The following is a 21,366-nucleotide window of genomic DNA, read 5'->3' on the forward strand; positions in this document are numbered from 1 at the left end:
CGGGTGTGGACGAGGGTGCGGCTCTGTCTGTCGCCCGTCAACCGTGACGGCAGAAACGCGGCAGGAACCAGGACCGAGGGCGCCAACCTTGTGCCTTGTGGACGGAGTTTATACGACGCGTGTTCGGCCGGTGTTTCGGCTATCCCAATTCCGCGTGACGGGCAAGGCGGAATTGGGCCGCTGATTCGCGGAGAAAATCCCGATTTCGTGGGGGATGCCTCGCCGCTGACCTCGTCGTACGCGCCGGTAGCGGTCGGCCGAATGTCGTCGGCGTTTTTCACGAGGTGTACGGGGCACCCGAAGGTGCGAGCTGCGGCATGCCCCGTGAATGTGCCGCGGGGAACATTCCGACAGAGTAGCGGGCGACGGGCCGACACGGGACGTTATCGATCGCTTCGGCTGGGCATCATCCCACCTGACGTGGGAGCCCGGCGAACGGATCGTCGGCCCGCCCGTCCGAGGAGGGACTCTTCCATGGGGGAGAAGGTCGTGGCAGGGCAGTTCGACCTGTCCGATCGCCAGCGCTACCGCGAAAGGCTCCAGAAGTGCCTGACGGGGTTGGAGCGACTACTGGCGGAGAAGCGATTCGACCGTCCCAAGAACCTCATGGGGGTCGAGATCGAATTGAATCTCGCCGGCCGTGACGGCATGCCGAAAATGTTGAACGGACAGGTACTTGAGCGCATCGCAAGCCGTGACTTCCAGACCGAACTCGCCATGTTCAACCTGGAGGTCAACATAGCCCCGCACCGCCTGGGTGGCCGGGTGTTCGACCAGCTCGCCGAGGAGCTGCGGACCTCCCTGGCCTACGCCGACCGGAAGGCCGGTGAGGTGGACGCGGGCATCGTGATGATCGGCATCCTGCCCACGCTGGGCCGCGACGACCTGGTCTCCTCCAACCTCTCGGAGGTCGACCGGTACACCCTGCTCAACGACCAGATCGTGGCCGCGCGCGGGGAGGACTTCCGGCTCGACATCGACGGCGTGGAGCACCTCGTGTGCACGTCGAAGTCCATCGTCCCCGAGGCCGCGTGCACCTCCGTGCAGCTGCACCTCCAGGTCACCCCGGAGCGGTTCGCCGACGTGTGGAACGCGGCGCAGGCCGCGTCCGCCGCGCAGATCGCCGTCGGCGCCAACTCGCCGTTCCTCTTCGGCCACGAGCTGTGGCGCGAGTCCCGGCCCCCTCTGTTCACGCAGTCCACCGACACCCGCCCGCCCGAGCTACAGGCGCAGGGCGTACGGCCGCGGACGTGGTTCGGCGAGCGGTGGGTGTCGTCCGCGTACGAGCTCTTCGAGGAGAACCAGCGCTACTTCCCGGCTCTGCTGCCGATCTGCGACGACGAGGAACCGCTGGAGGTCATCGAGGCCGGCGGGGTGCCCAAGCTCGCCGAACTCGTCCTGCACAACGGCACCATCTACCGGTGGAACCGGCCGGTGTACGGCATCGCCGACGGTGTCCCGCACCTTCGTGTGGAGAACCGGGTGCTGCCCGCCGGGCCGACCATCACCGACATCATCGCCAACGCCGCCTTCTTCTACGGCCTCGTCCGCGCCCTCGCCGAGGAACCCCGGCCGGTGTGGACGCGCCTGCCGTTCGCCGCGGCCGAGGCGAACTTCGACGCGGCGTGCCGGCACGGCATCGACGCCCGCTTCGTCTGGCCGAAGCGGGGCCGGTACGGCGGCACGGGCGAGGTCGACGCGGTCACACTGGTCCGCGACGAGCTGTTGCCGCTCGCCGCCGCCGGGCTGGACGCGTGGGGCGTGGAGGCCGCGGACCGGGACCTCTACCTGGGCGTGATCGAGGAACGCTGCCGGCGCCGGGTGAACGGGGCGTCCTGGCAGGCGGCCACGTTCCACCGGGCGCTGGAAAAGGGGATGTCGCGCGACGCGGCCCTGGCCGCGACGACGCGGCGGTACGCCGAGCTGATGCATGTCGGGGAGCCGGTCCACACGTGGCCGGTGGGCCTGCCGGACCCGGTACCGCTCGGCTGACGCCGCCCCGCACGCCCCGCACGCCGCGACTCCCGCGCCGGACGCCGAAGGTCGCGCGCAGGAGGCCGGGCTCCCGGGCGTTGCGCCGGGCTTCGGGGCGTTGCGCCGGGCTTCGGGGCCTTGCGCCGGGCTTCCGGGCCTTGCGTCGGGTCCCCGGGTACGGCGCCGGGCTTTCGGGCCTTGTGCCGGGCCTCCGGGTAGGGCACCGGGGCCCCGGGCATGCGCCGTGCCCGGGGCCGGCGCTGGTCCCCCCCGGGCACGGAGCCGGGTCCCGGGGTATTGCGCGAGGCTCCCGGGTACGGCCTCCGGTCCCGGGTATGGCGCCGGGCCTCCGGGCAGGGCGCTGGGCCTCCGGGCAGGGCGCTGGGTCCCGGGGCATCTGCCGGGCCCTCGAGCGTGTGCCGGGCCTCCGGGCCTGGTGCCGGGCTCCCCGGCCGGGGGCTTGGCCTTGGCGCAGGGTGCCGGGGCGCTGGGTAAGGTGCCGGCCGTCGCTTCGGGGCAGGCGGCCGCGGGTTCTGCCGTAGCGAGCCCGGTGCGCGTTGCCCGGGGCGCCTTCTGGGATCCTTGCCGGGCGAAGGCGGGCCGGAGGCCCGTGAGGTGGCTGGAGGCAGGGGTGCAGGTGGAGGCTGACTCGGTGGCCGGTTCCCCGGCGCGGGCGAGGGACCCGCGGCGGATACTGCGGGACGAGACACTGCTCGTACTCGCACTCTCGCTCGGAGCGAGCGGCGTGTCCGCGCTCATCAGCTTCATCGGTTCGGTCACCCGGCCCGGCGGCCTCAAGGACCAGGCGGCCACCCTCAACGCCTCGGCCGCGCCCGGCCGCCCATGGCTCGACCTGGCCTGGCAGCTCTTCGGCATCGCCAGCGCCCTGGTCCCCGTGGCCCTGGTCGCGCACCTGCTGCTGCGCGAGGGCGCGAGCCTGCGGACGCTCGGTTTCGACCGCACCCGCCCCGGGCCCGACCTGGCCCGGGGCGCCGGCGTCGCGGCCGTGATCGGCAGCACCGGCATCGCCTTCTACCTGGCCGCCCGCGGCCTCGGCTTCAACCTCACCGTCGTCCCCGAGGCACTGCCGGACGTGTGGTGGAAGTACCCGGTACTGATCCTCTCCGCCCTCCAGAACGCGATCCTCGAAGAGGTCATCGTCGTCGGTTACCTGCTGCGCAGGCTGGGCCGGCTGGGCTGGACCCCGGGGACCGCGCTGGTGGCCAGTGCGGTCCTGCGCGGCTCGTACCACCTCTACCAGGGCATCGGCGGCTTCCTCGGCAACATGGTCATGGGCGTGGTGTTCGTGTACCTGTACCGACGCTGGGGCCGGGTCGGGCCGCTGGTCGTCGCGCACTCGCTGCTCGACATCGGCGCGTTCGTCGGCTACGCCCTCCTCGCCGGCAAGGTGGGCTGGCTGCCGACGGCCTGAGCACCGGCGGCCGGACCGGTCAGGCGCGCAGCTCGCCGTCGATGACCGTGACCGCGCTGCCGGTGAGCAGCGTCCGCTCGCCCCGCAGCCCGGTGCGGACCAGTCCGGTGCGGCGGGAGGCCTGGAGTCCGGTGAGGTCGTCACGGCCGAGGCGCGCCGACCAGTGCGGGGCGAGCGCCGTGTGGGCGCTGCCGGTGACCGGGTCCTCGTCGATACCGACGTTCGGGAAGAAGCAGCGGGAGACGAAGTCGTAGCCGCGGGCCGGGTCGTCGGCGCGGGCGGTGGCGATGACGCCGCGGGACGAGAACGCGCCGAGGGCCCTGTGGTCGGGGGAGAGGCCGAGGACGGTCTTCTCGTCGGCCAGCTCCACCAGCAGGTCGCCCACGTTCGGCCCGGTGTCGAAGGCGCCGACCGGCGCCGCGCCCAGCGCCTCGGTGACCCCGGCCGGCAGCGCGACGGGGGTGAGCGGGGCGGTCGGGAAGTCGAGCGTGATCGACCCGTCGGCGGCGGGCGTGGCGACGAGGACCCCGCTGCGGGTGGCGAACCGCACGGAACCCGTGTGGGCGCCGGTGGTGTGCAGCACGTGGGCGGTGGCCAGCGTGGCGTGGCCGCACATCGCGACCTCGGTGACGGGCGTGAACCAGCGCAGCGCCCAGTCCGCCGCACCGCCGGTCGGCAGCCGGTGCGCGAACGCCGTCTCGGCGTGGTTCACCTCCATGGCGACGTTCTGGAGCCAGTCGTCGTCCGGGAAGACATCGTCCAGGAGCAGGACCCCGGCCGGGTTGCCGGCGAAGGGGCGGTCGGTGAAGGCATCCACGATTCGCATACGCATGCCGCTGACGCTAGCGCCCGCGCAGGTTCCCGGCCCACGGCCAATTCACGTGAACTGGTCTCCTTCCCGAGGGCATCACCGCGACGGGCGCCGCCGGCTTCCGCTGCTCAGTCGAGACAGAACTCGTTGCCCTCGATGTCCTGCATGCAGATGCACGAATCGGTGCCGTCGTACAGGAGTCGCACGCGCACCGCACCGAGCTCGATCAGCCGCGCGCACTCGGCTTCGAGCGTGGCCAGACGCTCCTCACCCACGAGCCCGGTGCCGACCCGCACGTCGAGATGCACCCGGTTCTTGACGGTCTTGCCCTCGGGAACGCGCTGAAAGAACAGTCGCGGGCCCACACCCGTGGGATCCGTGCAGGCCCACCATGACCCCTGGTCCTCGGGTGGCCGCGAGCGGTCGAAATCGTCCCAAGTGGCGAACCCCTTCGGCGCCGACACGACGTACCCCAGCACCTCGCACCAGAAACGAGCGACGCGCTCAGGTTGCACGCAGTCAAAGGTGACCTGGAACTGCTTGATCGATGACATCGGCGGACCGTAGCAGGGAGCTCTGTCGCAGCTGGTGAGTCACTGTCCTGTCTCATCGAAGTTAGTCGTTCGCGTGCTGCTGACCTGCGTGGACTGGATTGGGTGAGACGCGTGGACTCGGTTCGTTGAGACAGATCGCGTGTTTCGTGCCTGCCGCATCGCGTGTCGAGTGTTCTCTGTCATCCATCGATGCATTTGACAGCGAGCCCAGCCGTTTCGGCTTCTCTGACAGCGAATCTAGTCGTGAGCGGTGAGCAGCCTCGATCCCGATAGTCTGGGGACTGAATGGTACGGGCACGGGGGGATGATGGTTCGAACACTTCTGCTCGGAGTTGGAACCTTTGAGGGTGCGGTCGACGGCGAGTGGAGCCCTACGTCGGAGGGGTTGCCTCCGCTACCGTCGGTTGAACCGCAGGTGCGTGAACTCGCCGTGGTGCTCTCGCGCTTCGACGGACTGAACGTCAGTGAACCGGTGATCGATGCTGACCTGGTCAGCATCGAGGAGAGCTGGCGGCAGCTGCGGAATGATTCGGTGGGCCGGCCGCGTATCGTCCACTTTGCAGGTCACGGGGTCCCTCGTGGCCGGGTCTTGTACCTGCCCGTGCACGACAGCCGTCCGGCCGACCTCCCGAAGTCGAGTATCGATCTCGGCCGATGGCTGAACGAGGTCGAGCACAGCTCCGACCAGTCTCCCGTCCTGTTCATGCTCGATGTTTGCGGTGCAGGGGCCGCAACGGACTACCAACTGTTTCAAGACGTTCCCGACGGCGACCGCAGAACTTGGGTAATCGCGGCATGTACGGCGGACGAAAGTGCCTTCGGCGCACGGTTCACTAAGGCCACGGCCCGGGCTCTGGAGCAGCTCCGGCTTGGGCACTGGGACATCTCTCCAGCTCTGCCCTACGTGCCGGTGGAGTCTGTCGCCGATGAGATCGCACGGGAGCTGGTTCGCCTTGGCGGGGCATACCCACAAACCGTGCTGCACTCTCCACGCCGAGCCGCCTCGTTGCCGGTACCTGAGTTCTTCGCCAATCCGGCGTTCAGCACCGACGGCTGGCAGCGGCTTCGAAGCCGCCTCCGGTTGGCGCTTCGCGAACTCGCATCGGAATTCGATCCCGGTCTGGATCCTGTGCATTTCCTCACCCGGGCGTCGGGCCGCTCGGATGATGTAGTGGCGATGACGGGCTGTCTATTCACCGGGCGCACGCGTGAGTTGACTCAGATTCGCTCATGGCTGACGCGAGATGAACCCCTGTTGCTCGTTACTGGAAGGCCCGGGGTCGGAAAGTCGGCCCTGCTTGGGGTGACCCTCTTCCTTGCGCACCCCCAGCTCGCCGAGATGAGCACCATGTTGGTCAGTCGCATCCCTGCTCAGTACCGCCCGGAGCGTCGCTACCCGACCCTTGTCGCGGTCCACGCCCGGCACCGAAGCGAGGACGAGGTAATCGCTTCGATTCTGGCTCAACTGACTCCCGGTGACCTGGAGCCAGATGCCTCTCGCAGCGACAATCCTCGGGATGAGCTCATTCGCGTCGCCAGCGACCTGCCAGAACCGGTGATACTCATCCTCGATGCCGTTGACGAGGCTCTGGAGAGCGGTCGCATCGCCTGCGATCTACTCCCGGAACTCCTGGGCGCACAACGCGCTGACGGCCGTCCCGTCTTTCGGGCGCTCGTGGGGATGCACCCACCGCTGCCGGACGACAACCGGTTCCACGACTGGCCAGGCTCCCACGGGACAGTGCTCGACCTGGACACGTCTACCAATGTCGAGGACCTCGCGGACGACCTCTCGACCTACATAGCCGACATTTTGTCCAGTGCAGCCGGTTACAGCGATCTGGCCATCCGTGAGTCAGTGGCCCAAGCTGTTGCCACCGCGATCGCCCAAAGCCCCGACCGCAGCACCTTCCTTGTCGCAGCACTCTTCGCCGACTTTTTGCGGACCGGCGAACCCCTGAATCCGGTCGAGGCAGTCGCCCAACTGCCCCAGAGTTTGCCGAACCTCCTCGAGCTCCACCTGCGCACCACACTCGACGATGACCCTTGGATGCGGCCCTTGTTGGTAGGGCTGGCACAAGCACGGGGTCAGGGAATGCCGCTGGCGCTCGTGGCCGCCGCCGCCACCGCTGCGGCCATGGCTGCGGGTCAGGAGCTCTTGCCGCTGACCCCGGGCGCGGCTCGCGAGAAGCTAGCCACTGCCCGGTTCTATCTGCGGACGACCATCGACACGGACGGTCGTCAACTCTACCGATTCTTCCACGAGTCGATCACCGAGCATTTTCGTGACGCCGCGGCCGAGCTGGACGGGCTCGCCGATGTGCTCTTCCATCAGTTGCTGTCGACCGTCCCCGGCCGGTGGGCCGCAGAGGGGCCTCGGTGGGACCTCGCCGCACCATATCTGCTGCGCCATCTCATGGAGCATGCCGTCGCTCTACCGGACGGATCCGCGGTCGACCAGCTCTTCCTGGAGCCGGAGTACCTTGTCCGCGCCGACCACACCGGAGTCTGGCAGGCCATCCACCGGACGAGGACCGCGGCGGCGCGGCGGGCTGGGATTGCATACCGGGCGGCCTTCGGCTGGGCCGATCTCGGCCCCCTCTTTGGCCAGCGTGTACCGCTGGAGGAGCGCCGTGCCAAGCTGCAGCAGCGTCTGGTGATCTGCCGGGCGGCCGGGCTCGCACGCCGCCTGCGCGACGAACGGGCCGTGCTCGGCACTCACTGGAGCACGGGCCTCCCTGAGGAGTCACTTCTGCACGTTATCGGCGAGGACGAGTTGGGCACCACCGTGTCGGCCCTGGCCCTCGGAGCAGTCGATCAACGGCTCCTCGCTGTATTCGCCGGTACCGACGGCTCCCTTCAAGCATGGGACATCACACCGAGTCCTGACGGGGCGTCACGGTACTTCTTGGCTCCCCGGGCAGCCGAGGGCGCCATCACTCAGGTGGCGATCGCTGATCTGGCAGAGCAGTCGGTTGTCGCCTCTGTAACTGACGAGAACACACTCCTTCTGCACGATCTCGCGACGGGCGAGGTCATTGCCGGAGCACATGTCCAAGGCGCAAGGATTTCAGCCGTGGCGGTCGTCGGCACCAGGGACGAAACAGTCCTAGCAGTCGGTCGGGTCAGTGGCGAAATCAGCCTGGTCGGCCTGCTGGGCGAATCGTGCGGCACGATCCTCGACACAGTCGATGCTGGGGCTGGGGACGCCGCTATCAGTTCGCTACTCGGCGTGGAGTCCACCGACGGTGCTCTCGACTTCCTATCCCTTTCCGCCGAGCCCGAGGTACACGGTGCCAGGGTGCTCCGCGAACTGAATGAGCAGCCTGTCACTCTCTCGTCGGACAGCCCGAATCAGGCGGTGCAAATCCAGCCCACCAACGCGTCAGCCCCACTGCTCTCCCTCATCGCATACGACCACACCCAGTACGCGTACCGGACGAATAACGCGAACGTTTACATGGTCACGCAGGTCGAGGACCGTAGAATGACCTGCGGAGATATCCGCTATGTCGACCGCTTTCAGCTCGCGCTGACCGCCCATCGCGACGGCAACATGCGCGTCTGGGACCTCGATGTCTGCCCTCGGTATGGGCACGGCCAGAATCTCTGGTACCCCGCCACGGCTCTCGGCGCCCTCCAGTTCGGCAGCTCGGAGCTCGCCCTTAGCATCCAACTCGCCTCTGGGGAGATCAAGGCTTGGGACCTGAACACCGGCACTGAGGAGCACGAACTGACCGAGTTGGGCGGGCTCACTCACGCCGTGGCCGTCACAACCGGCGACGTGGCCTATGTCGTCACGATGACCACGGAGAATGAGCTCGACACCTGGAACGTCCTTGAGGATGACCTCGAATCGACGATCCGCCTCCCCGCCGCAGCCACCGCGCTGACCGCAGTCCCGCACGGCGATTCGGTGTGGGCCGTGGTTGGTGGTGCCGACGGCGGTATCCACGTGTGGGACACCATCAAGGAGTCGCCTTCCCACGTCCTCACTGGCGTGGAGGGGCCAGTCACGGATCTAGTCGCAGGCGAGGTCGGCGGCGAATCTCTCCTGGTCAGCGTCCACAACGAACGGAAAGTCTGCCTCTGGTCCCTGGCTGACAGCACCCTGCGGCAATTGGTCACGCTCGGACAAATCGGAGCGATAGCAATGCAAGGCGAGCGCCTATTCGCTGCCGAGCAATCGCCAAACGACGATCAGGTGCGGATCTGGGATCTCGTGACAACCTCGCTCCTGGGTTCCGTCCCTCTGGCCGGCACACAGGTGATGACCGTCAGCCAAGTGAACGGTCGACCGGCGCTCGTGGCCGCTGCCGGCGAGGCGGAAGTTCAGGCATGGGACGTCGAATCCGGCGAGCCGCTCGGCCCCCCGGCCCCAGTTCCGGATCGGGTGCACACGATCGTCCCCTACGAGAATGGCGTGCTGGTAGGCAGCAAGTCTGGCCACGTCACGGCTCTCGGCTGGGCCTGCTCCTCAGCTGCGTCTGTACTCCGCCCGGCACAGCCGACCGTCCACGTCACCCATGTCCTGGCTTGGCTGCCGGGCGAACTGCTCTGTGGCGACACCCGCGCGGACGGGTGGGAGTTGTACACCGGCAACGAATGGGAGGGAGGACTGCCGCCTTCCTTCGGCCGGGTCTGCACCTGTCCCGTCAGCGTAACGAAGGCCGAACTCCACGATGCTCTCGTCAAGGTTCTGACGCCGGACGGATTCGAAGTCGTGTGGCTGGAGGCAGGTTGGTACGAGATCAGCGAGGTCGACGGCCTGACTACGGGTGGGCCATGGCGATTCCCGGCGTACACCGTTCACTGCCACTTCGAGGAAGGACCAGAACAGTGACGATCGTTGCAGTGCACGGCATCGGCAACCATTTGGCCGGCCGCTCATCGGAACGGGCCGCCGCCGAACTAGCAGCGCAGTGACAACCCAAGCTTCACCAGGGTTTCGCGTCCGCTGGACTGGACGGCCATCAACTCCCGGAAGTGCATGTCGCGTACTACGCCCACCACATGCAGGCCATGGAACGGCAGGCTGTCGCTGCCGACCTTTCGTCCATCGACGAACAAGAGCAGTCCGTCATCATCTCCTGGGCCCTGGCCCTGGGCTCGCCCTCATTGGAAGAGCGACAAGGACTGATCACTGCACCACTGCGCCAAATCCTGTCGTGGGTGTCCCGCCGCCGCAAGATCCCCATCGCTACGATCATCAGGATCGCCGTCCAGTTGGCGGGCGAGGTCCACCGCTACCTCCACGTTCCGCAAGTACGCGCTGCCGCCAGATCCGCCGTGGCTGAGTCGATCCGGCGGGCACGTCCCCAGGTGGTACTGGCACACTCCCTTGGCTCCGTCGTCGCGTACGAGGCGCTACATGCCCACCCGGAGTTGACCGTGGACTGCCTCGTAACGTTGGGCTCTCCTCTCGGCCTGCCGAGTGGGATTTTCGACCACCTGGTGCCCGCGCCGATCGCTGACCGTGGCGCCCGGCCTGCCGGCGTCCGCTACTGGGTGAACCTCGCCGACACAGGTGACTTGGTAGCGATTCCTCACCGGCTCGGCGACCGATTCCCAGTTGACCAGCATGCCGACACTTCGATCGGCCGCATCGACTTCCATACTTTCGGGGCGTACTTGGCCTCCCCCCTCACCGCTGTGGCGATCTCTCCCTTCGTGCACAGCTCGAGTATCCCGGACCAGATCGCCTGAGATTTCGGCAGTGCGCGTCTTGAATGATCCGTCGTCGCAGGTAACACTCCTGCACGCAGTCGCATGCTCACCTCGCACGACTAGATTCACTGTCAAACGACTCGATTGGATGGCAAGGAACATAGAGGCCGGTGTTCACGCCGTTTCCGTCGGCGGGGCGGGAGATCACAGGGCACCCTGCACACGGACAGTCGTTGATGTCAGTGCCAGCCCATACGATCTGGACACGTGTGAGCCGTGGAACGGAAGTACAAGTGGCGCCTCAACGACCATGGGCGATGGAGGACATCGCCATTGGCCAGAGTGACCAGGATCTGTTCGATCACCATTCCGTGGCACAGCAACTGGCGCGCACGGTCAAGGAAACGACCGGTTCTCTAGCGGTGGGCCTGACCGGGCCGTTCGGCAGCGGCAAGTCATCCGTGGTGCGACTGCTGACGACGGAACTTGCCGTCAACTCCGACTGGGCGGTTCTTCACGTGAGCGACCACAGTGGCGTCGCCCGGGCACGCGCGTTGATGTACGCCTTGCTTGAGGCAGCACATCAAAAGGAGTTGATCGACTACGACACCTACGTCGGTGAGCGGCCAATGCCCACCACGCTCGGGTCGAAGTCCATCAGCAGTAGCCGGTCCCGCTCCAGCCACGACTCGAAGCCGACGTGCCGCCCGATCGTCGCCGCCCAGTACCAGCCCGGGAAGTGACGCTCACCGCGCGACCAGCGGAACGTACGTACCGGAGCGACATCCTCGAACCGGCCCGTCACGCAGTCCCGCAGCGGACGCCGACAGCGTCCGTGCACCGCGTCCACGTACGACAACTCGACGCACGGCCCCGCCTCCGCTTGCTCCACCCCAGCCTGTACAGCCATCCAGCACCCCCAGCGCGCCCAACCGCGCGACTAGGTTCGCTGAGACAGAAGCCCGAACGACTCGGTTCGTTTAAAAAACGACTCGATTGAGTGAGACGGGACAGTCACCCCCTCGGAAGGGGGTTGTCACGCGAACTTCTCCGATATATCGTTGAGGCATCGCGAGCGATATGCGATGCATACATGACAGATCTTGGTGAATGGAGTGAACACGATGCGTACCCACGGATTCGAGCGTGGACATCGGCACGAGGGCCCCGGCCGTCGCGGCATGGGCGGCTTCGAGGGCCGTCGGGCCGCCTTCGGGCCCTTCGGGCCGGGGGGGCCGGGATTCGGTCCCGGCGGCCCCGGCTTCGGGCCGGGCTCCTGGGGGTCACGAGGCCGGGGCGGCGGACGGGGACGGGCGCGGCGCGGTGACGTGCGCGCCTCGATCCTGGCCCTGCTCAAGGACCGGCCCATGCACGGCTACGAGATGATCCAGGAGATCGCCGAACGCAGCGGCGGCGCGTGGAAGCCGAGCCCCGGCTCGGTCTACCCCACCCTCCAGCTGCTGGAGGACGAGGGGCTGATCACCAGCGAGAGCGAGGGCGGCAAGAAGCTGTTCTCCCTCACGGAGAGCGGACGCGGCGCCGCCGAGGAAGGTGCGGAAGCGCCCTGGGAAGAGGCCTCGCGGGGGATCGACTGGGAAGCCCTCGGCGAGATCCGCCAGGCCGGCTCAGGGCTGATGGAAGCCTTCGGGCAGGTCTTCAGGACCGGCAGCAAGGAACAGCGGGAGAAGGCGCTGGCCGTCATCAACGACGCCCGCAGGAAGCTGTACCTGATCCTCGCCGACGAGCAGTGACGCTCGTACGTGCCCGGGCGCCCCGTGCGGTAACCGCGCGGGGCGCCTGCCGTACTGACGGACGGTCGGGGCGATCACGGGGGACCTGTGTGGTCAGGGCGGGCGCGCGGGCGGTCCGCGTGCGCCCCATGATGAGAGTGGGCTGGATCTCCTCCGCGAGGATGACATTCCGGTCGCCGATGTCCACTCTGCGTGGGACGCGAGAATGGTTCCCCCCGTGGATGACCGGCCCCCCTCCCGCCTGATGGGGTGGAGGACGTGCACACCCGTACAGCCCACCGCACCGCCCACGACGAGCCGGTGCCGCACCAGGACGGCGCCGCCGAGCTCGGTGCCGAGCTGGCGGCGGTGGTCACCGGTGCCCGTCGCAGGGCCGTCCGGGACGGGGACCGGCAGACCGACACCGCCCATCTGCTCCACTCCCTGCTCGAACACGACCCCGAGGTCCGTGCCGCCGTGGGCGGGCCCACGAGGCTCGCCCGCCTCCTCGGCTACCTCGTCCAGCGCAGCATCGGCTACGGGCTGCGCTGGCAGGGCAGCGTGGAGGACTCCGGGCCGCTCTCCGTCGTACCGCCACCGGCGGACCCCGCCGGTCCCCCCGGCCCCACTGACAACGCGGACCCGGCGAGCGGCGCCGCTCCGGCCACGTACGCCGATCCGGCCGCCCGTGACGGTGGGCTCAGGGAGGCCGACGGGTGGTCTCCCGCCGCGTCGGCCGCCCTCGCGGACGCCCGTGCGCGGGCCCGGCGGCGGGGCGCGATCGAGGTCGCCGGCCCGGACCTGCTCGCGGCGCTCGTCACGGATCCGGGCTCCCGGGCCGTCGAGGTCCTCGCGCGTGCCGGCATCTCCGCCCCCGAGCTGGTCGCGCGGACACTGGTCGCGCGGACCGGGAGTGCCGACGAGTCCGCCGACGGCGACGGGACCGCCCGCTGACCCTCCGGCCGTCCGCCGCCGGAGGGGCCGCCCCCTGGCCCGCCCCGCCGACCGCAGGCGGAGGGGCCGCCCCCTGACGCGTCCACCGTCCGCCGAAGGCGACGGGGCGGCTCCTTGGTCCCCCCGCGGTCCCGCCGCGGAGACGGGACCGCTCCTTGATCTGCCCCGCCATCCGCCGACAGCGGGGCCGCCCTCTGCCCCCTCCCGCCATCCGCGGACACCGGCGGGACGCCCCCCTGACCTCTCCCGCTCTCCGTCGCCGACGGCGGGACCACCCCTGCCCCCCTCCCGCTCTCCGTCGCCGACGGCGGGGCCACCCCCGCCCCCTCCCTCCATCCGTCGCCGACGGCGGGGCCCCTGGCCCCTCCCGTCCGCGGACACCGGCGGGGCCACCCCTCGGCTCCCTCCCCCCCCGTCCACCACCTGAGACAGGTGTCAACACGCGTGACGCTGCTGTCGTCCGCTGTCATCATGTGCCGGTGCATACGTCTGTGAGCAGTCACGACAGCCCCGGCAAGGGTGCCGGGCTCGGCCTCGCGCTCGTCTCGGCGCTGGCCTTCGGCGGGTCCGGGGTGGCCGCCAAGCCCCTGATCGAGGCGGGGCTCGACCCGCTGCACGTGGTGTGGCTGCGGGTCGCGGGCGCCGCCCTGATGATGCTGCCGCTCGCCGTGCGGCACCGCGTCCTGCCGCGCCGCCGGCCCCTGCTGCTCGCCGGGTTCGGGTTGCTCGCCGTCGCCGGCGTCCAGGCCTGCTACTTCGCCGCGCTCTCCCGCATCCCGGTCGGCGTGGCACTGCTCATCGAGTACCTGGCGCCCGCGCTGGTCCTGGGCTGGGTCCGGTTCGTGCAGCGGCGACCCGTGACGCGTGCCGCCGCGGCCGGTGTGGTCCTGGCGGCCGGCGGTCTCGCCTGTGTGGTGGAGGTGTGGTCGGGCCTGAGCTTCGATGCGGTGGGCCTGCTCCTCGCCCTGGGCGCCGCCTGCTGCCAGGTCGGCTACTTCGTGCTGTCCGACCAGGGCAGCGACGCCGGCACCGAAGCGCCCGATCCGCTCGGCGTCATCGCCTACGGACTCCTCGTCGGCGCCGCCGTGCTGACGGCCGTCGCCCGCCCCTGGCGCATGAACTGGTCGGTGCTGGCCGGCCCGGCCCGCCTGAACGGCACCGCCGTACCGGCTCTCGTGCTGCTGGCCTGGATCGTCCTGGTCGCCACCGTCCTGGCGTACGTCACCGGCGTGCTGTCCGTGCGGCGGCTGTCGCCGCAGGTCGCCGGTGTCGTGGCCTGCCTGGAGGCGGTCATCGCGACCGTGCTGGCCTGGGTGCTGCTCGGCGAGCACCTCTCCGCGCCCCAGGTCCTCGGCGGCGCCGTCGTCCTGGCCGGTGCGTTCATCGCCCAGACGTCGGCCCGCGCCAACGGCGACCCGGAGCCGGTCGCCCCGGACGGCGCGGAACGGGAGTTGTCCGCCCGCGGTACCGCCCCATAGGGTTCCCCCATGCCGACGAACGCACTCGTCCTTCCGCCCCCGGCCGCCTGAGGCGGGCCTCCGGGAGATCGGTCCCGCGCATCCGCGCCGGGCCGGACGGTGCTGCCCGCAGACGAAGTCCGCGCGTCCCGCTGAAGCGGGGCGCCCCGAGCTTCCGCACCTCGTGTGCGTTTCTGCGGAGAGATTCCCTTGTCGAACGCTGCTTCTGGCCTGCCCGTCGGGCGTGGCCTGCTCTACCTGATCATCACCGGTGCCGCCTGGGGCACCGCCGGTGCCGCCGCCTCGCTGGTCTTCCGGGCCAGCGACATGGGCGCCTTCGGCCTGTCGTTCTGGCGCTGTGCGCTGGGGCTCGCCCTCCTGTCGGCCGGCCGCCTGCTGCGCCCGCGGGTCCGGCCGGGCGAGGCCGGCCGAGCAGCCGGTCCCGCGCCGGTACCCGCACGCCGCAGGATGGCCCGCGCGGTGGCCACCGGGACCGGGCTCGCCGTCTTCCAGACGGCCTACTTCGCCGCCGTGGCCTCGACGGGACTGGCCGTGGCCACCGTCGTCACCCTCGGCGCGGGTCCCGTGCTCATCGCGCTCGGCGCCCGGCTGCTGCTCGGCGAGCGGCTCGGCACCGGCGGCGTCGTGGCCGTGGCGGGCGCGCCCGCCGGGCTGGCCGTACTGACCCTCGGCGGTTCCGCAGCGACGGTCCACCCGGCCGGTGTGCTCCTCGCGCTCGTCTCCGCGTCGGGCTACGGCGCCATGACCCTGCTCACCCGGTGGTGGGGCCGGGACGGGAACGCCGACGCCTCCGGTACGACCGTGAGCGCCTTCGCGGTGACCACCCTGTGCCTGCTGCCGTTCGCGGTGCACGAGGGACTGCTCCCGCACACCGCCCACCCGGCCCGGCTGCTGGGGCTGCTGCTCTACGTCGCCGCCGTACCCACGGCCCTCGCGTACGCGCTCTACTTCGCGGGAGCCGCCGTCGTACGGTCCGCCACGGTCTCCGTGGTCATGCTGCTGGAGCCGGTGACCGCGGCCGTCCTCGCCGTCGTCCTGCTCGGCGAGCGGCTCACGGTGACCACCGTGGCCGGCACCCTGCTCCTCCTCGGCGCCGTGGCGGGCCTCGCCGTGAGCGAGGCCCGCGGAGCCGGCCGGCCGGAGCCGGTGCCGGTGTGAGGCCGCGCCGTCACCGCGCCGCCAGGTAGTCCGGCAGACCGGTACCGGCCGCCAGGTCGGCGTTGGGGACCGGTGTGCCGTACCCCTTGCGGAGCGGGACGACCCCGGCCCAGTGCGGCAGGCCGAGGTCCTCGGGCTCGTCGTTGGCGTCGCCCGTGCGGACCTTGGCGGAGACCTCCTCCAGATCCAGGCGGATCACCGCGGTGGCGGCCAGCTCCTTCTTGTTCGCGGGCCGGGAGTCGGCGGCCCGGCCAGGGACGACATGGTCCACCAGCGCGTCCAGGGCGAGGCGCCGCTCCTCGGGGTCGGTGACCTCGTGGGCGGTGCCGTGCACCACCACCGAGCGGTAGTTGATCGAGTGGTGGAAGGCGGAGCGCGCCAGCACCAGCCCGTCGACGTGGGTGACCGTCAGGCACACCGGCAGGCCCGGGTCGGCCTGGCCGGTCATCCGCAGCGGACGGGAGCCGGTGGAGCCGTGGACGTAGAGCCGCTCGCCGACCCGGCCGTACAGCGTCGGCAGGACCACCGGGGCGCCGTCCCGCACGAAGCCGAGGTGGCAGACGTACCCCTCGTCCAGTATCGCGTGCACCAGTTCCCTGTCGTACGACGCCCGGTCCGCGGAGCGCGTCGGCACGGTCCGGTCGGTGGGTGTGTAGGCGGTGGCCTGCGTGTCCTCGGTCGTGCCCTGCATGACGGTCCCCTCCATGGCGGCCTGCGCGTGTCATCGTGATTGCACTAGTGCATAATGTGCTTTGTGCTAGGAGAATATAGGATCAGTGGGCGCGGCGCAGCCGAGATCGCGGCCGACGTCGAACGCGCGGTCGGCACCGGGGAGCTGCGACCGGGCCAGCACCTGCCTCCCATGCGGGAGCTGGCGGCCCGGCTGGGGGTGAACCCCAACACGGTGGCCGCCGCCTACCGCAGCCTGCGCGAGCGCGGCGTGATCGAGACGGCCGGCCGCCGGGGCAGCCGCGTCCGTCCCCGGCCGGCCACCACCGGACGTGAGCAGCTCCGCGTGGAGGTGCCCGCCGGGGGCCGGGACCTGTCGACCGGCAACCCGGATCCGGCCCTGCTGCCCGGCCTGGCCCCGGCCCTCACCGCCGCGGCCGAGGTGGCAGGCCGGCGGCCCGTCCTGTACGGCGACGACCCCGTCGACGCGGACCTCGCGCGCGTGGCCCGCGCCGAACTCGACGCCGATGGCGTTCCCGCGGGCCCGCTGGCCGTGACCTCCGGCTCCCTCGACGCCGTCGAGCGCGTCCTGACCGCGCATCTCAAGCCAGGGGACACGGTCGCCGTCGAGGATCCCGGCTGGGGCTGCCTGCTCGACCTGATCCCCGCCCTGGGCCTGCACGCGGCCCCGGTCGGCGTGGACGACGACGGACCGCTCGACGGCGAACTGCGGCACGCCCTGGAGTCCGGCGCCCGCGCCCTGATCGTGACCGACCGCGCGCAGAACCCGACCGGAGCCTCCGTGTCCGCCGCACGCGCGCGTGCCCTGCGTGCGGTCCTGCGCGACCATCCGCGGACCCTGCTCATCGAGGACGACCACGGCCACGGCATCGTCGGCCTTCCGCTGCACCCCCTCGCGGGTGTCACCCGCCACTGGGCCTTCGTCCGCTCCGCCGCCAAGGCCTACGGTCCCGACCTGCGCCTCGCCGTCCTCGCCGGGGACCACCTCACCGTCGACCGGGTCCGGGGCCGCCAGCGCCTCGGACCCGGCTGGGTCAGCCTGCTGCTGCAACGGACCGTGGCCCACCTCTGGACGCACGGCGCGATCGACCGGGCCGCGGTGGCGCGGTCGTACGGCGCCCGCCGGGACGCCCTGGTCGGCGCGCTGACGGAACGCGGGGTCGCCGCGCACGGCCGCAGCGGCATGAACGTCTGGGTTCCGGTCCCCGACGAGACGGGCGCGGTGGCCCGCCTCCTCCAGGCCGGCTGGGCACCGGCCCCGGGGGCCCGCTTCCGCCTGGCCTCACCCCCGGGCATCCGCATCACGGTCTCCCCGCTCACCGAGGAGGACGTCATCCCGCTGGCTGACGCGGTGGCGACAGCGGTACGTCCCTCACCGGCGCGCACCTACGGCTAGGGGCCGGCTGTCGAGGAGGCGCGGGCGCGGGCACCGGGGCGTGGTGCTCGCGCCGACAGGCGCCCCCGCAGCCGTACGGTCCGCGCCGACGGCGCCCGCCGCAGCCGCCCGCTCCCGCGCGCTCCCCGCTCGGACACCCCGGCGCTCGCGCGCGACCCCGCGCCCGGCCCGCTCCGGCGCACGACCCCGCACCCCCGGCTCGGGCACCCCGCACTTGCAGGTGACCCCGCGCCCCGCCCGCTCGGGCGCCTCCGACCGGGCATGACGTCGGGCCCCACCGTGAGCAGGCCCTGCACTCTCGCCCGCCGCCCCCCACGGCCCCGCCTGGCCCGGCGCCCCGCGTTCGCGCCCGGCCCCGCGCCCCCCTCAGTCCTTCTTCGTGCGTATCTGGGTGAGTGCGGCGCCCGCCAGTACGATCACCGCACCCACCGGGGTGCTCCAGTGGAGCGATTCGCCGAGGATCGCCACCCCCGCGGCCGTGGCGATGACGGGGATGAAGTACGTCACCATCTGGGCGGTGGTGGGGCCGACCTCGGCCACCAGCCCGTACTGGAGCAGCACGGCCAGCCCGGTGCCCAGCGCGCCCAGCGCGGCGACGGCCAGCAGCGGCACGAGCGTGAGATGCCGCGGCACATCGGTGAACAGCGGTGTCACCACGGCCAGTTGCACCGTCGCCAGCAGCAGCTGGCCCCCGGTCATCGCCAGATGCGAGTTCCCGGTGCCGGCCAGCGTCCGCCGGACGTAGATCCACCCGACCGGATAGCTGAACGACGCGAGCAGCGCCAGCGCCGTGCCCTTCGCGTCCAGGCCGTGGAAACCCTGCCAGGCCCCCAGCACCGTCAGCACTCCGAGGAAGCCCAGCCCGAGGCCGGCCACGCGCACCCGGGTCGGCCGGTCCTCGGAGAGGGCGACGAGGGAGAGGGCCATGCCCCAGAGCGGGGACGTGGCGTTGCAGATGCCGGCCAGCGTGGACGGGATCGTCAGCTCCGAGTAGGCGAACAAGGAGAACGGCAGGGCGTTCAGCAGGAACGCGGCGACCGCCATGTGCCCCCACAGCCGGGCCCCGCGCGGCAGTCGCTGCCGCTTCACGGCCATCGCCGCCATCAGCACCGCCGTGCCGAACACCAGCCGTCCCAGGGTGACCTGGAAGGGGGCGTACCCGTCCGTCCCCACCTTGATCAGCAGGAAGCTGAAGCCCCAGATCGCGGACAGGGCGCCGAAGCGCAGCCTCCAGTCGAGGCGGGCGCGGGGGCGGGCGGGGGATGCGGACCGGGTCGGGGGTGTGATGACCGTGCTCATGGCTTCAACGATGCGGCAGCCAACCTCGTAGCACAATCGAGATTTTCCACCCGGTACCTCTTAGAATTGCTTACATGTTGAACCTGGAGCGCCTGCGCACCCTCGACGCCCTCGCCCGGCACGGCTCGGTCAGCGCGGCGGCCGACGCGCTGCACGTCACGACCTCCGCGGTCTCACAGCAGCTGAGCAAGCTGGAGCGGGAGGCGGGCCAGCAGCTCCTCGCCAGGAACGGCCGGGGCGTACGGCTCACGGACGCCGGCCGGCTGCTGTCGGAGCACGCGAGCCGCATCCTGTCGCAGGTCGAGCTGGCCGAGTCGGACCTGGAGGCGCACCGCGGCCAGGTCGTCGGCGAACTCAGGCTGTCGGCGTTCCCGACCGCGGCCCGGGGGCTCTTCCCGGACGCGCTCGGCGCCCTGCGCGCCGAGCACCCAGGCCTGCGGGTGCGCTCCAGCGAACTGGAGCCGGAGCAGGGCATCGCCGGGGTGGTCCGCGGCGATCTCGACCTCGCGGTGGTCCTGGACTGGTACAACAAGCCGATGCCCGTGCCCGACGGCCTGGTCAAGGCGGCCCTGCTGGACGACCCGGCCGATGTCGCCATGCCGGCCGGGCATCCGCTCGCGGACCGGGACGAGGTCGACCTCACCGAGTTCGCCGAGGACGAGTGGATCACCTGGGGCCAGGGCGAGTTCTGTCACGAGTGGCTGATGTTCACCCTGCGGTCCAGGGGCGTGGAGCCGATCGTCGGCCACCGCGCGGGGGAGACCCACACGCAGCTCGGTCTCGTGGCCGCCGGCCTGGGAGTGTGCATCGCGCCGCTGCTGGGCCGCCACCCGGTGCCCGAGGGGGTCGTGCTGCTGCCGCTCAAGCAGCGGATGCGGCGGCATGTGTACGTGGTCTGGCGCGCGGACGCCGACCGGCGCCCCTCCATCCGTGCGGCGGTGGACGCGCTGCGCGCGGCGGCACGGAAGCTGGGCTGAGTGCCAGGACGTGCCGTCGGACTCCCGCCGCTAGCCCGTGGGACAGGCGGGAGTCCGACGACACGGCCTACGCCCCGCCCAGCTTCCGGAAGTCCCAGGAGACGATCTTCTCCGGGGTGAGCCGGGCCCAGGCGTGCCGGCCGTCGTGCGGCATCTCGTCCAGGCCGAAGTTCTTCCGTGCGAACAGCGTCTCGGCCGTGTCGAGTTCGGCGCACAGCTCGCCCGTGCGCGGCACCTCGCCCACGAACTCCACCCGGCCGGACAGCTCCACCCCGCGCAACTGGTCGTACTCCTCACCCGAGTCGACCACGACCGCCACCCGCGGATCGTGGCGCAGCTGTGTCCAGCGCCGGCTGCGGACCACCGAGTACAGCCACAGCGAGGTGCCGTCCCAGGCGAACCACAGCGCACTCACATGCGGGGTGCCGTCGGACGAGACGGTCGCGACCCGGCAGGTGCGCTGGGCGGTGAGGAACGCGTCCAGTTCGCCGGGCGTCATCATGATCCGCCGGCCCCGGCGCTGCTGCGTGACGGTCATGCCGCCTCCTCTTCTCCCAAGTCGTGCCGGAGGAACGCCCCCCTGTGGCGATCCTCCGGCATCACGTCAGGAAAGGGAACTTTCCGGCTTGCGCTCGGCCCCGGGCGGGCGCGCGGGCGGGGCCGGGCCGGGTCAGGCCAGTTCGATCCGGTCACCGGAGACCGTGATCTTCGCCGGGGGAAGTGCCCGGGTCGCGGGGCCCTTCTTCACACTGCCGTCCTCCGCGGAGAAGTGGCTGTTGTGGCAGGGGCAGACGATCTCGCCGTTCGCCACGCTGCCCACCGCGCATCCCTGGTGGGTGCACTTGGACGAGAATGCCTTGTACGTGCCGGCCGTCGGCTGCGTGACGACGACACCGTGATCCTTGAAGATCTTCCCGCCGCCCTCGGGGATGTCCGACGTCTTGGCGAGCGCCGTGCCGCCGGCCGGGGAACCGCTGTCCTGCGAGGAGCCGCCGGCGCCGGCCCCGGTGCCGGTGGTGTCGGCCGAGCCGCAGGCGGTCAGTGCGGCGGCGAGCCCCGCCGCTCCGGCCGCCGCCATGACGGTTCGGCGGGCCGGTGCCGTTTCCGGCGGGAGCGAAGCGCTGGTCATGTGGGGATTCCCTTCCGCGGAGCCTTTTCGTGATCCGTCATGGGGTACGGCCCGGCGGCGGCGGCCGTTCAGGCGGGTGCCCGGATCCCTGCCGTCCGGTGATCGGCGGGCCGTGGG

The 21,366-nt window shown here is 70.8% G+C and carries 17 protein-coding genes and 1 pseudogene; 11 read left to right on the forward strand and 7 right to left on the reverse strand.

The features are described from left to right. Positions 1-474: 474 nt before the first annotated feature. Both AB0F03_RS25025 and AB0F03_RS25030 read left to right on the forward strand, forming a co-directional pair. Positions 475-1,992: a glutamate--cysteine ligase gene (locus AB0F03_RS25025; protein ID WP_361995732.1), complete on the forward strand. Its 1,518-nt coding sequence runs from the start codon at positions 475-477 to the stop codon at positions 1,990-1,992. A gap of 613 nt (positions 1,993-2,605) precedes the next feature. Then, positions 2,606-3,406, forward strand: coding sequence for a type II CAAX endopeptidase family protein (locus AB0F03_RS25030; protein WP_121789860.1), 801 nt, complete (start codon positions 2,606-2,608; stop codon positions 3,404-3,406). Positions 3,407-3,425: 19 nt separating this feature from the next. Here the strand turns inward: AB0F03_RS25030 and AB0F03_RS25035 are convergent, their stop codons facing one another. Further along, the gene (locus AB0F03_RS25035; RefSeq protein ID WP_361995734.1) at positions 3,426-4,238 is read right to left on the reverse strand and encodes a PhzF family phenazine biosynthesis protein; all 813 of its coding nucleotides are present in this window, start codon (positions 4,236-4,238) and stop codon (positions 3,426-3,428) included. Between the two features lie 107 nt (positions 4,239-4,345). Continuing rightward, on the reverse strand, positions 4,346-4,771 hold the full coding sequence (locus tag AB0F03_RS25040; RefSeq protein ID WP_361995736.1) for a VOC family protein: 426 nt from the start codon (positions 4,769-4,771) through the stop codon (positions 4,346-4,348). Positions 4,772-5,186: 415 nt separating this feature from the next. Here AB0F03_RS25040 and AB0F03_RS25045 point away from each other — a divergent pair, with 415 nt between their 5' ends. The 3 genes from AB0F03_RS25045 (at position 5,187) to AB0F03_RS25055 (ending at position 11,181) form a co-directional block, all read left to right on the forward strand. After that, positions 5,187-9,614, forward strand: a complete 4,428-nt coding sequence (locus AB0F03_RS25045) for an NACHT and WD repeat domain-containing protein (RefSeq protein ID WP_361995738.1) — start codon at positions 5,187-5,189, stop codon at positions 9,612-9,614. 170 nt (positions 9,615-9,784) lie between these two features. Beyond that, the gene (locus AB0F03_RS25050; RefSeq protein WP_361995740.1) at positions 9,785-10,477 is read left to right on the forward strand and encodes a serine peptidase; all 693 of its coding nucleotides are present in this window, start codon (positions 9,785-9,787) and stop codon (positions 10,475-10,477) included. Between the two features lie 278 nt (positions 10,478-10,755). Beyond that, on the forward strand, positions 10,756-11,181 hold the full coding sequence (locus AB0F03_RS25055) for a P-loop NTPase fold protein (protein WP_361995742.1): 426 nt from the start codon (positions 10,756-10,758) through the stop codon (positions 11,179-11,181). Here AB0F03_RS25055 and AB0F03_RS25060 read toward each other — a convergent pair. Next, positions 11,067-11,348, reverse strand: a pseudogene (locus AB0F03_RS25060) (hypothetical protein); the annotation flags it as partial. The gene AB0F03_RS25055 and the pseudogene AB0F03_RS25060 sit on opposite strands and share 115 nt — an antisense overlap. Before the next feature lie 214 nt (positions 11,349-11,562). Here AB0F03_RS25060 and AB0F03_RS25065 point away from each other — a divergent pair. The 4 genes from AB0F03_RS25065 to AB0F03_RS25080 all read left to right on the forward strand — a co-directional run bounded on the left by AB0F03_RS25065 (position 11,563) and on the right by AB0F03_RS25080 (position 15,758). Beyond that, positions 11,563-12,189 carry a PadR family transcriptional regulator gene (locus tag AB0F03_RS25065; protein ID WP_361995743.1) on the forward strand — a complete coding sequence of 209 codons (627 nt, stop codon included), beginning with the start codon at positions 11,563-11,565 and terminating at the stop codon, positions 12,187-12,189. Positions 12,190-12,489: 300 nt separating this feature from the next. After that, positions 12,490-13,122, forward strand: a complete 633-nt coding sequence (locus AB0F03_RS25070; protein WP_361995991.1) for a Clp protease N-terminal domain-containing protein — start codon at positions 12,490-12,492, stop codon at positions 13,120-13,122. 473 nt (positions 13,123-13,595) lie between these two features. Then, positions 13,596-14,600, forward strand: coding sequence for an EamA family transporter (locus tag AB0F03_RS25075; RefSeq protein ID WP_361995745.1), 1,005 nt, complete (start codon positions 13,596-13,598; stop codon positions 14,598-14,600). A 189-nt stretch (positions 14,601-14,789) separates the two neighbouring features. Further along, positions 14,790-15,758 carry an EamA family transporter gene (locus AB0F03_RS25080; RefSeq protein WP_361995747.1) on the forward strand — a complete coding sequence of 323 codons (969 nt, stop codon included), beginning with the start codon at positions 14,790-14,792 and terminating at the stop codon, positions 15,756-15,758. Positions 15,759-15,768: 10 nt separating this feature from the next. Here AB0F03_RS25080 and AB0F03_RS25085 read toward each other — a convergent pair whose 3' ends face one another. Further along, entirely contained in the window at positions 15,769-16,449 is a 681-nt protein-coding gene (locus tag AB0F03_RS25085; RefSeq protein WP_361995749.1) for a pyridoxamine 5'-phosphate oxidase family protein, read from the reverse strand. 63 nt (positions 16,450-16,512) lie between these two features. Between AB0F03_RS25085 and AB0F03_RS25090 the strand changes: the two genes are divergently transcribed. Further along, positions 16,513-17,844 carry an aminotransferase class I/II-fold pyridoxal phosphate-dependent enzyme gene (locus AB0F03_RS25090; RefSeq protein ID WP_361995751.1) on the forward strand — a complete coding sequence of 444 codons (1,332 nt, stop codon included), beginning with the start codon at positions 16,513-16,515 and terminating at the stop codon, positions 17,842-17,844. Positions 17,845-18,210: 366 nt separating this feature from the next. Here the strand turns inward: AB0F03_RS25090 and AB0F03_RS25095 are convergent, their stop codons facing one another. Further along, positions 18,211-19,143, reverse strand: a complete 933-nt coding sequence (locus AB0F03_RS25095) for a DMT family transporter (RefSeq protein ID WP_361995753.1) — start codon at positions 19,141-19,143, stop codon at positions 18,211-18,213. 74 nt (positions 19,144-19,217) lie between these two features. On the opposite strand from AB0F03_RS25095, the gene AB0F03_RS25100 reads away from it, so the two are divergent. Further along, a complete protein-coding gene (locus AB0F03_RS25100; RefSeq protein ID WP_361995755.1) occupies positions 19,218-20,120 on the forward strand; it encodes a LysR family transcriptional regulator in 903 nt (300 codons plus the stop codon). Positions 20,121-20,187: 67 nt separating this feature from the next. Here AB0F03_RS25100 and AB0F03_RS25105 read toward each other — a convergent pair whose 3' ends face one another. Further along, a complete protein-coding gene (locus AB0F03_RS25105; protein WP_361995757.1) occupies positions 20,188-20,658 on the reverse strand; it encodes a pyridoxamine 5'-phosphate oxidase family protein in 471 nt (156 codons plus the stop codon). Positions 20,659-20,790: 132 nt separating this feature from the next. Beyond that, on the reverse strand, positions 20,791-21,249 hold the full coding sequence (locus tag AB0F03_RS25110; RefSeq protein WP_361995759.1) for a Rieske (2Fe-2S) protein: 459 nt from the start codon (positions 21,247-21,249) through the stop codon (positions 20,791-20,793). Positions 21,250-21,366: the final 117 nt, after the last annotated feature.

Source organism: Streptomyces sp. NPDC028722 (assembly GCF_040637655.1).
Taxonomy (GTDB): domain Bacteria; phylum Actinomycetota; class Actinomycetes; order Streptomycetales; family Streptomycetaceae; genus Streptomyces.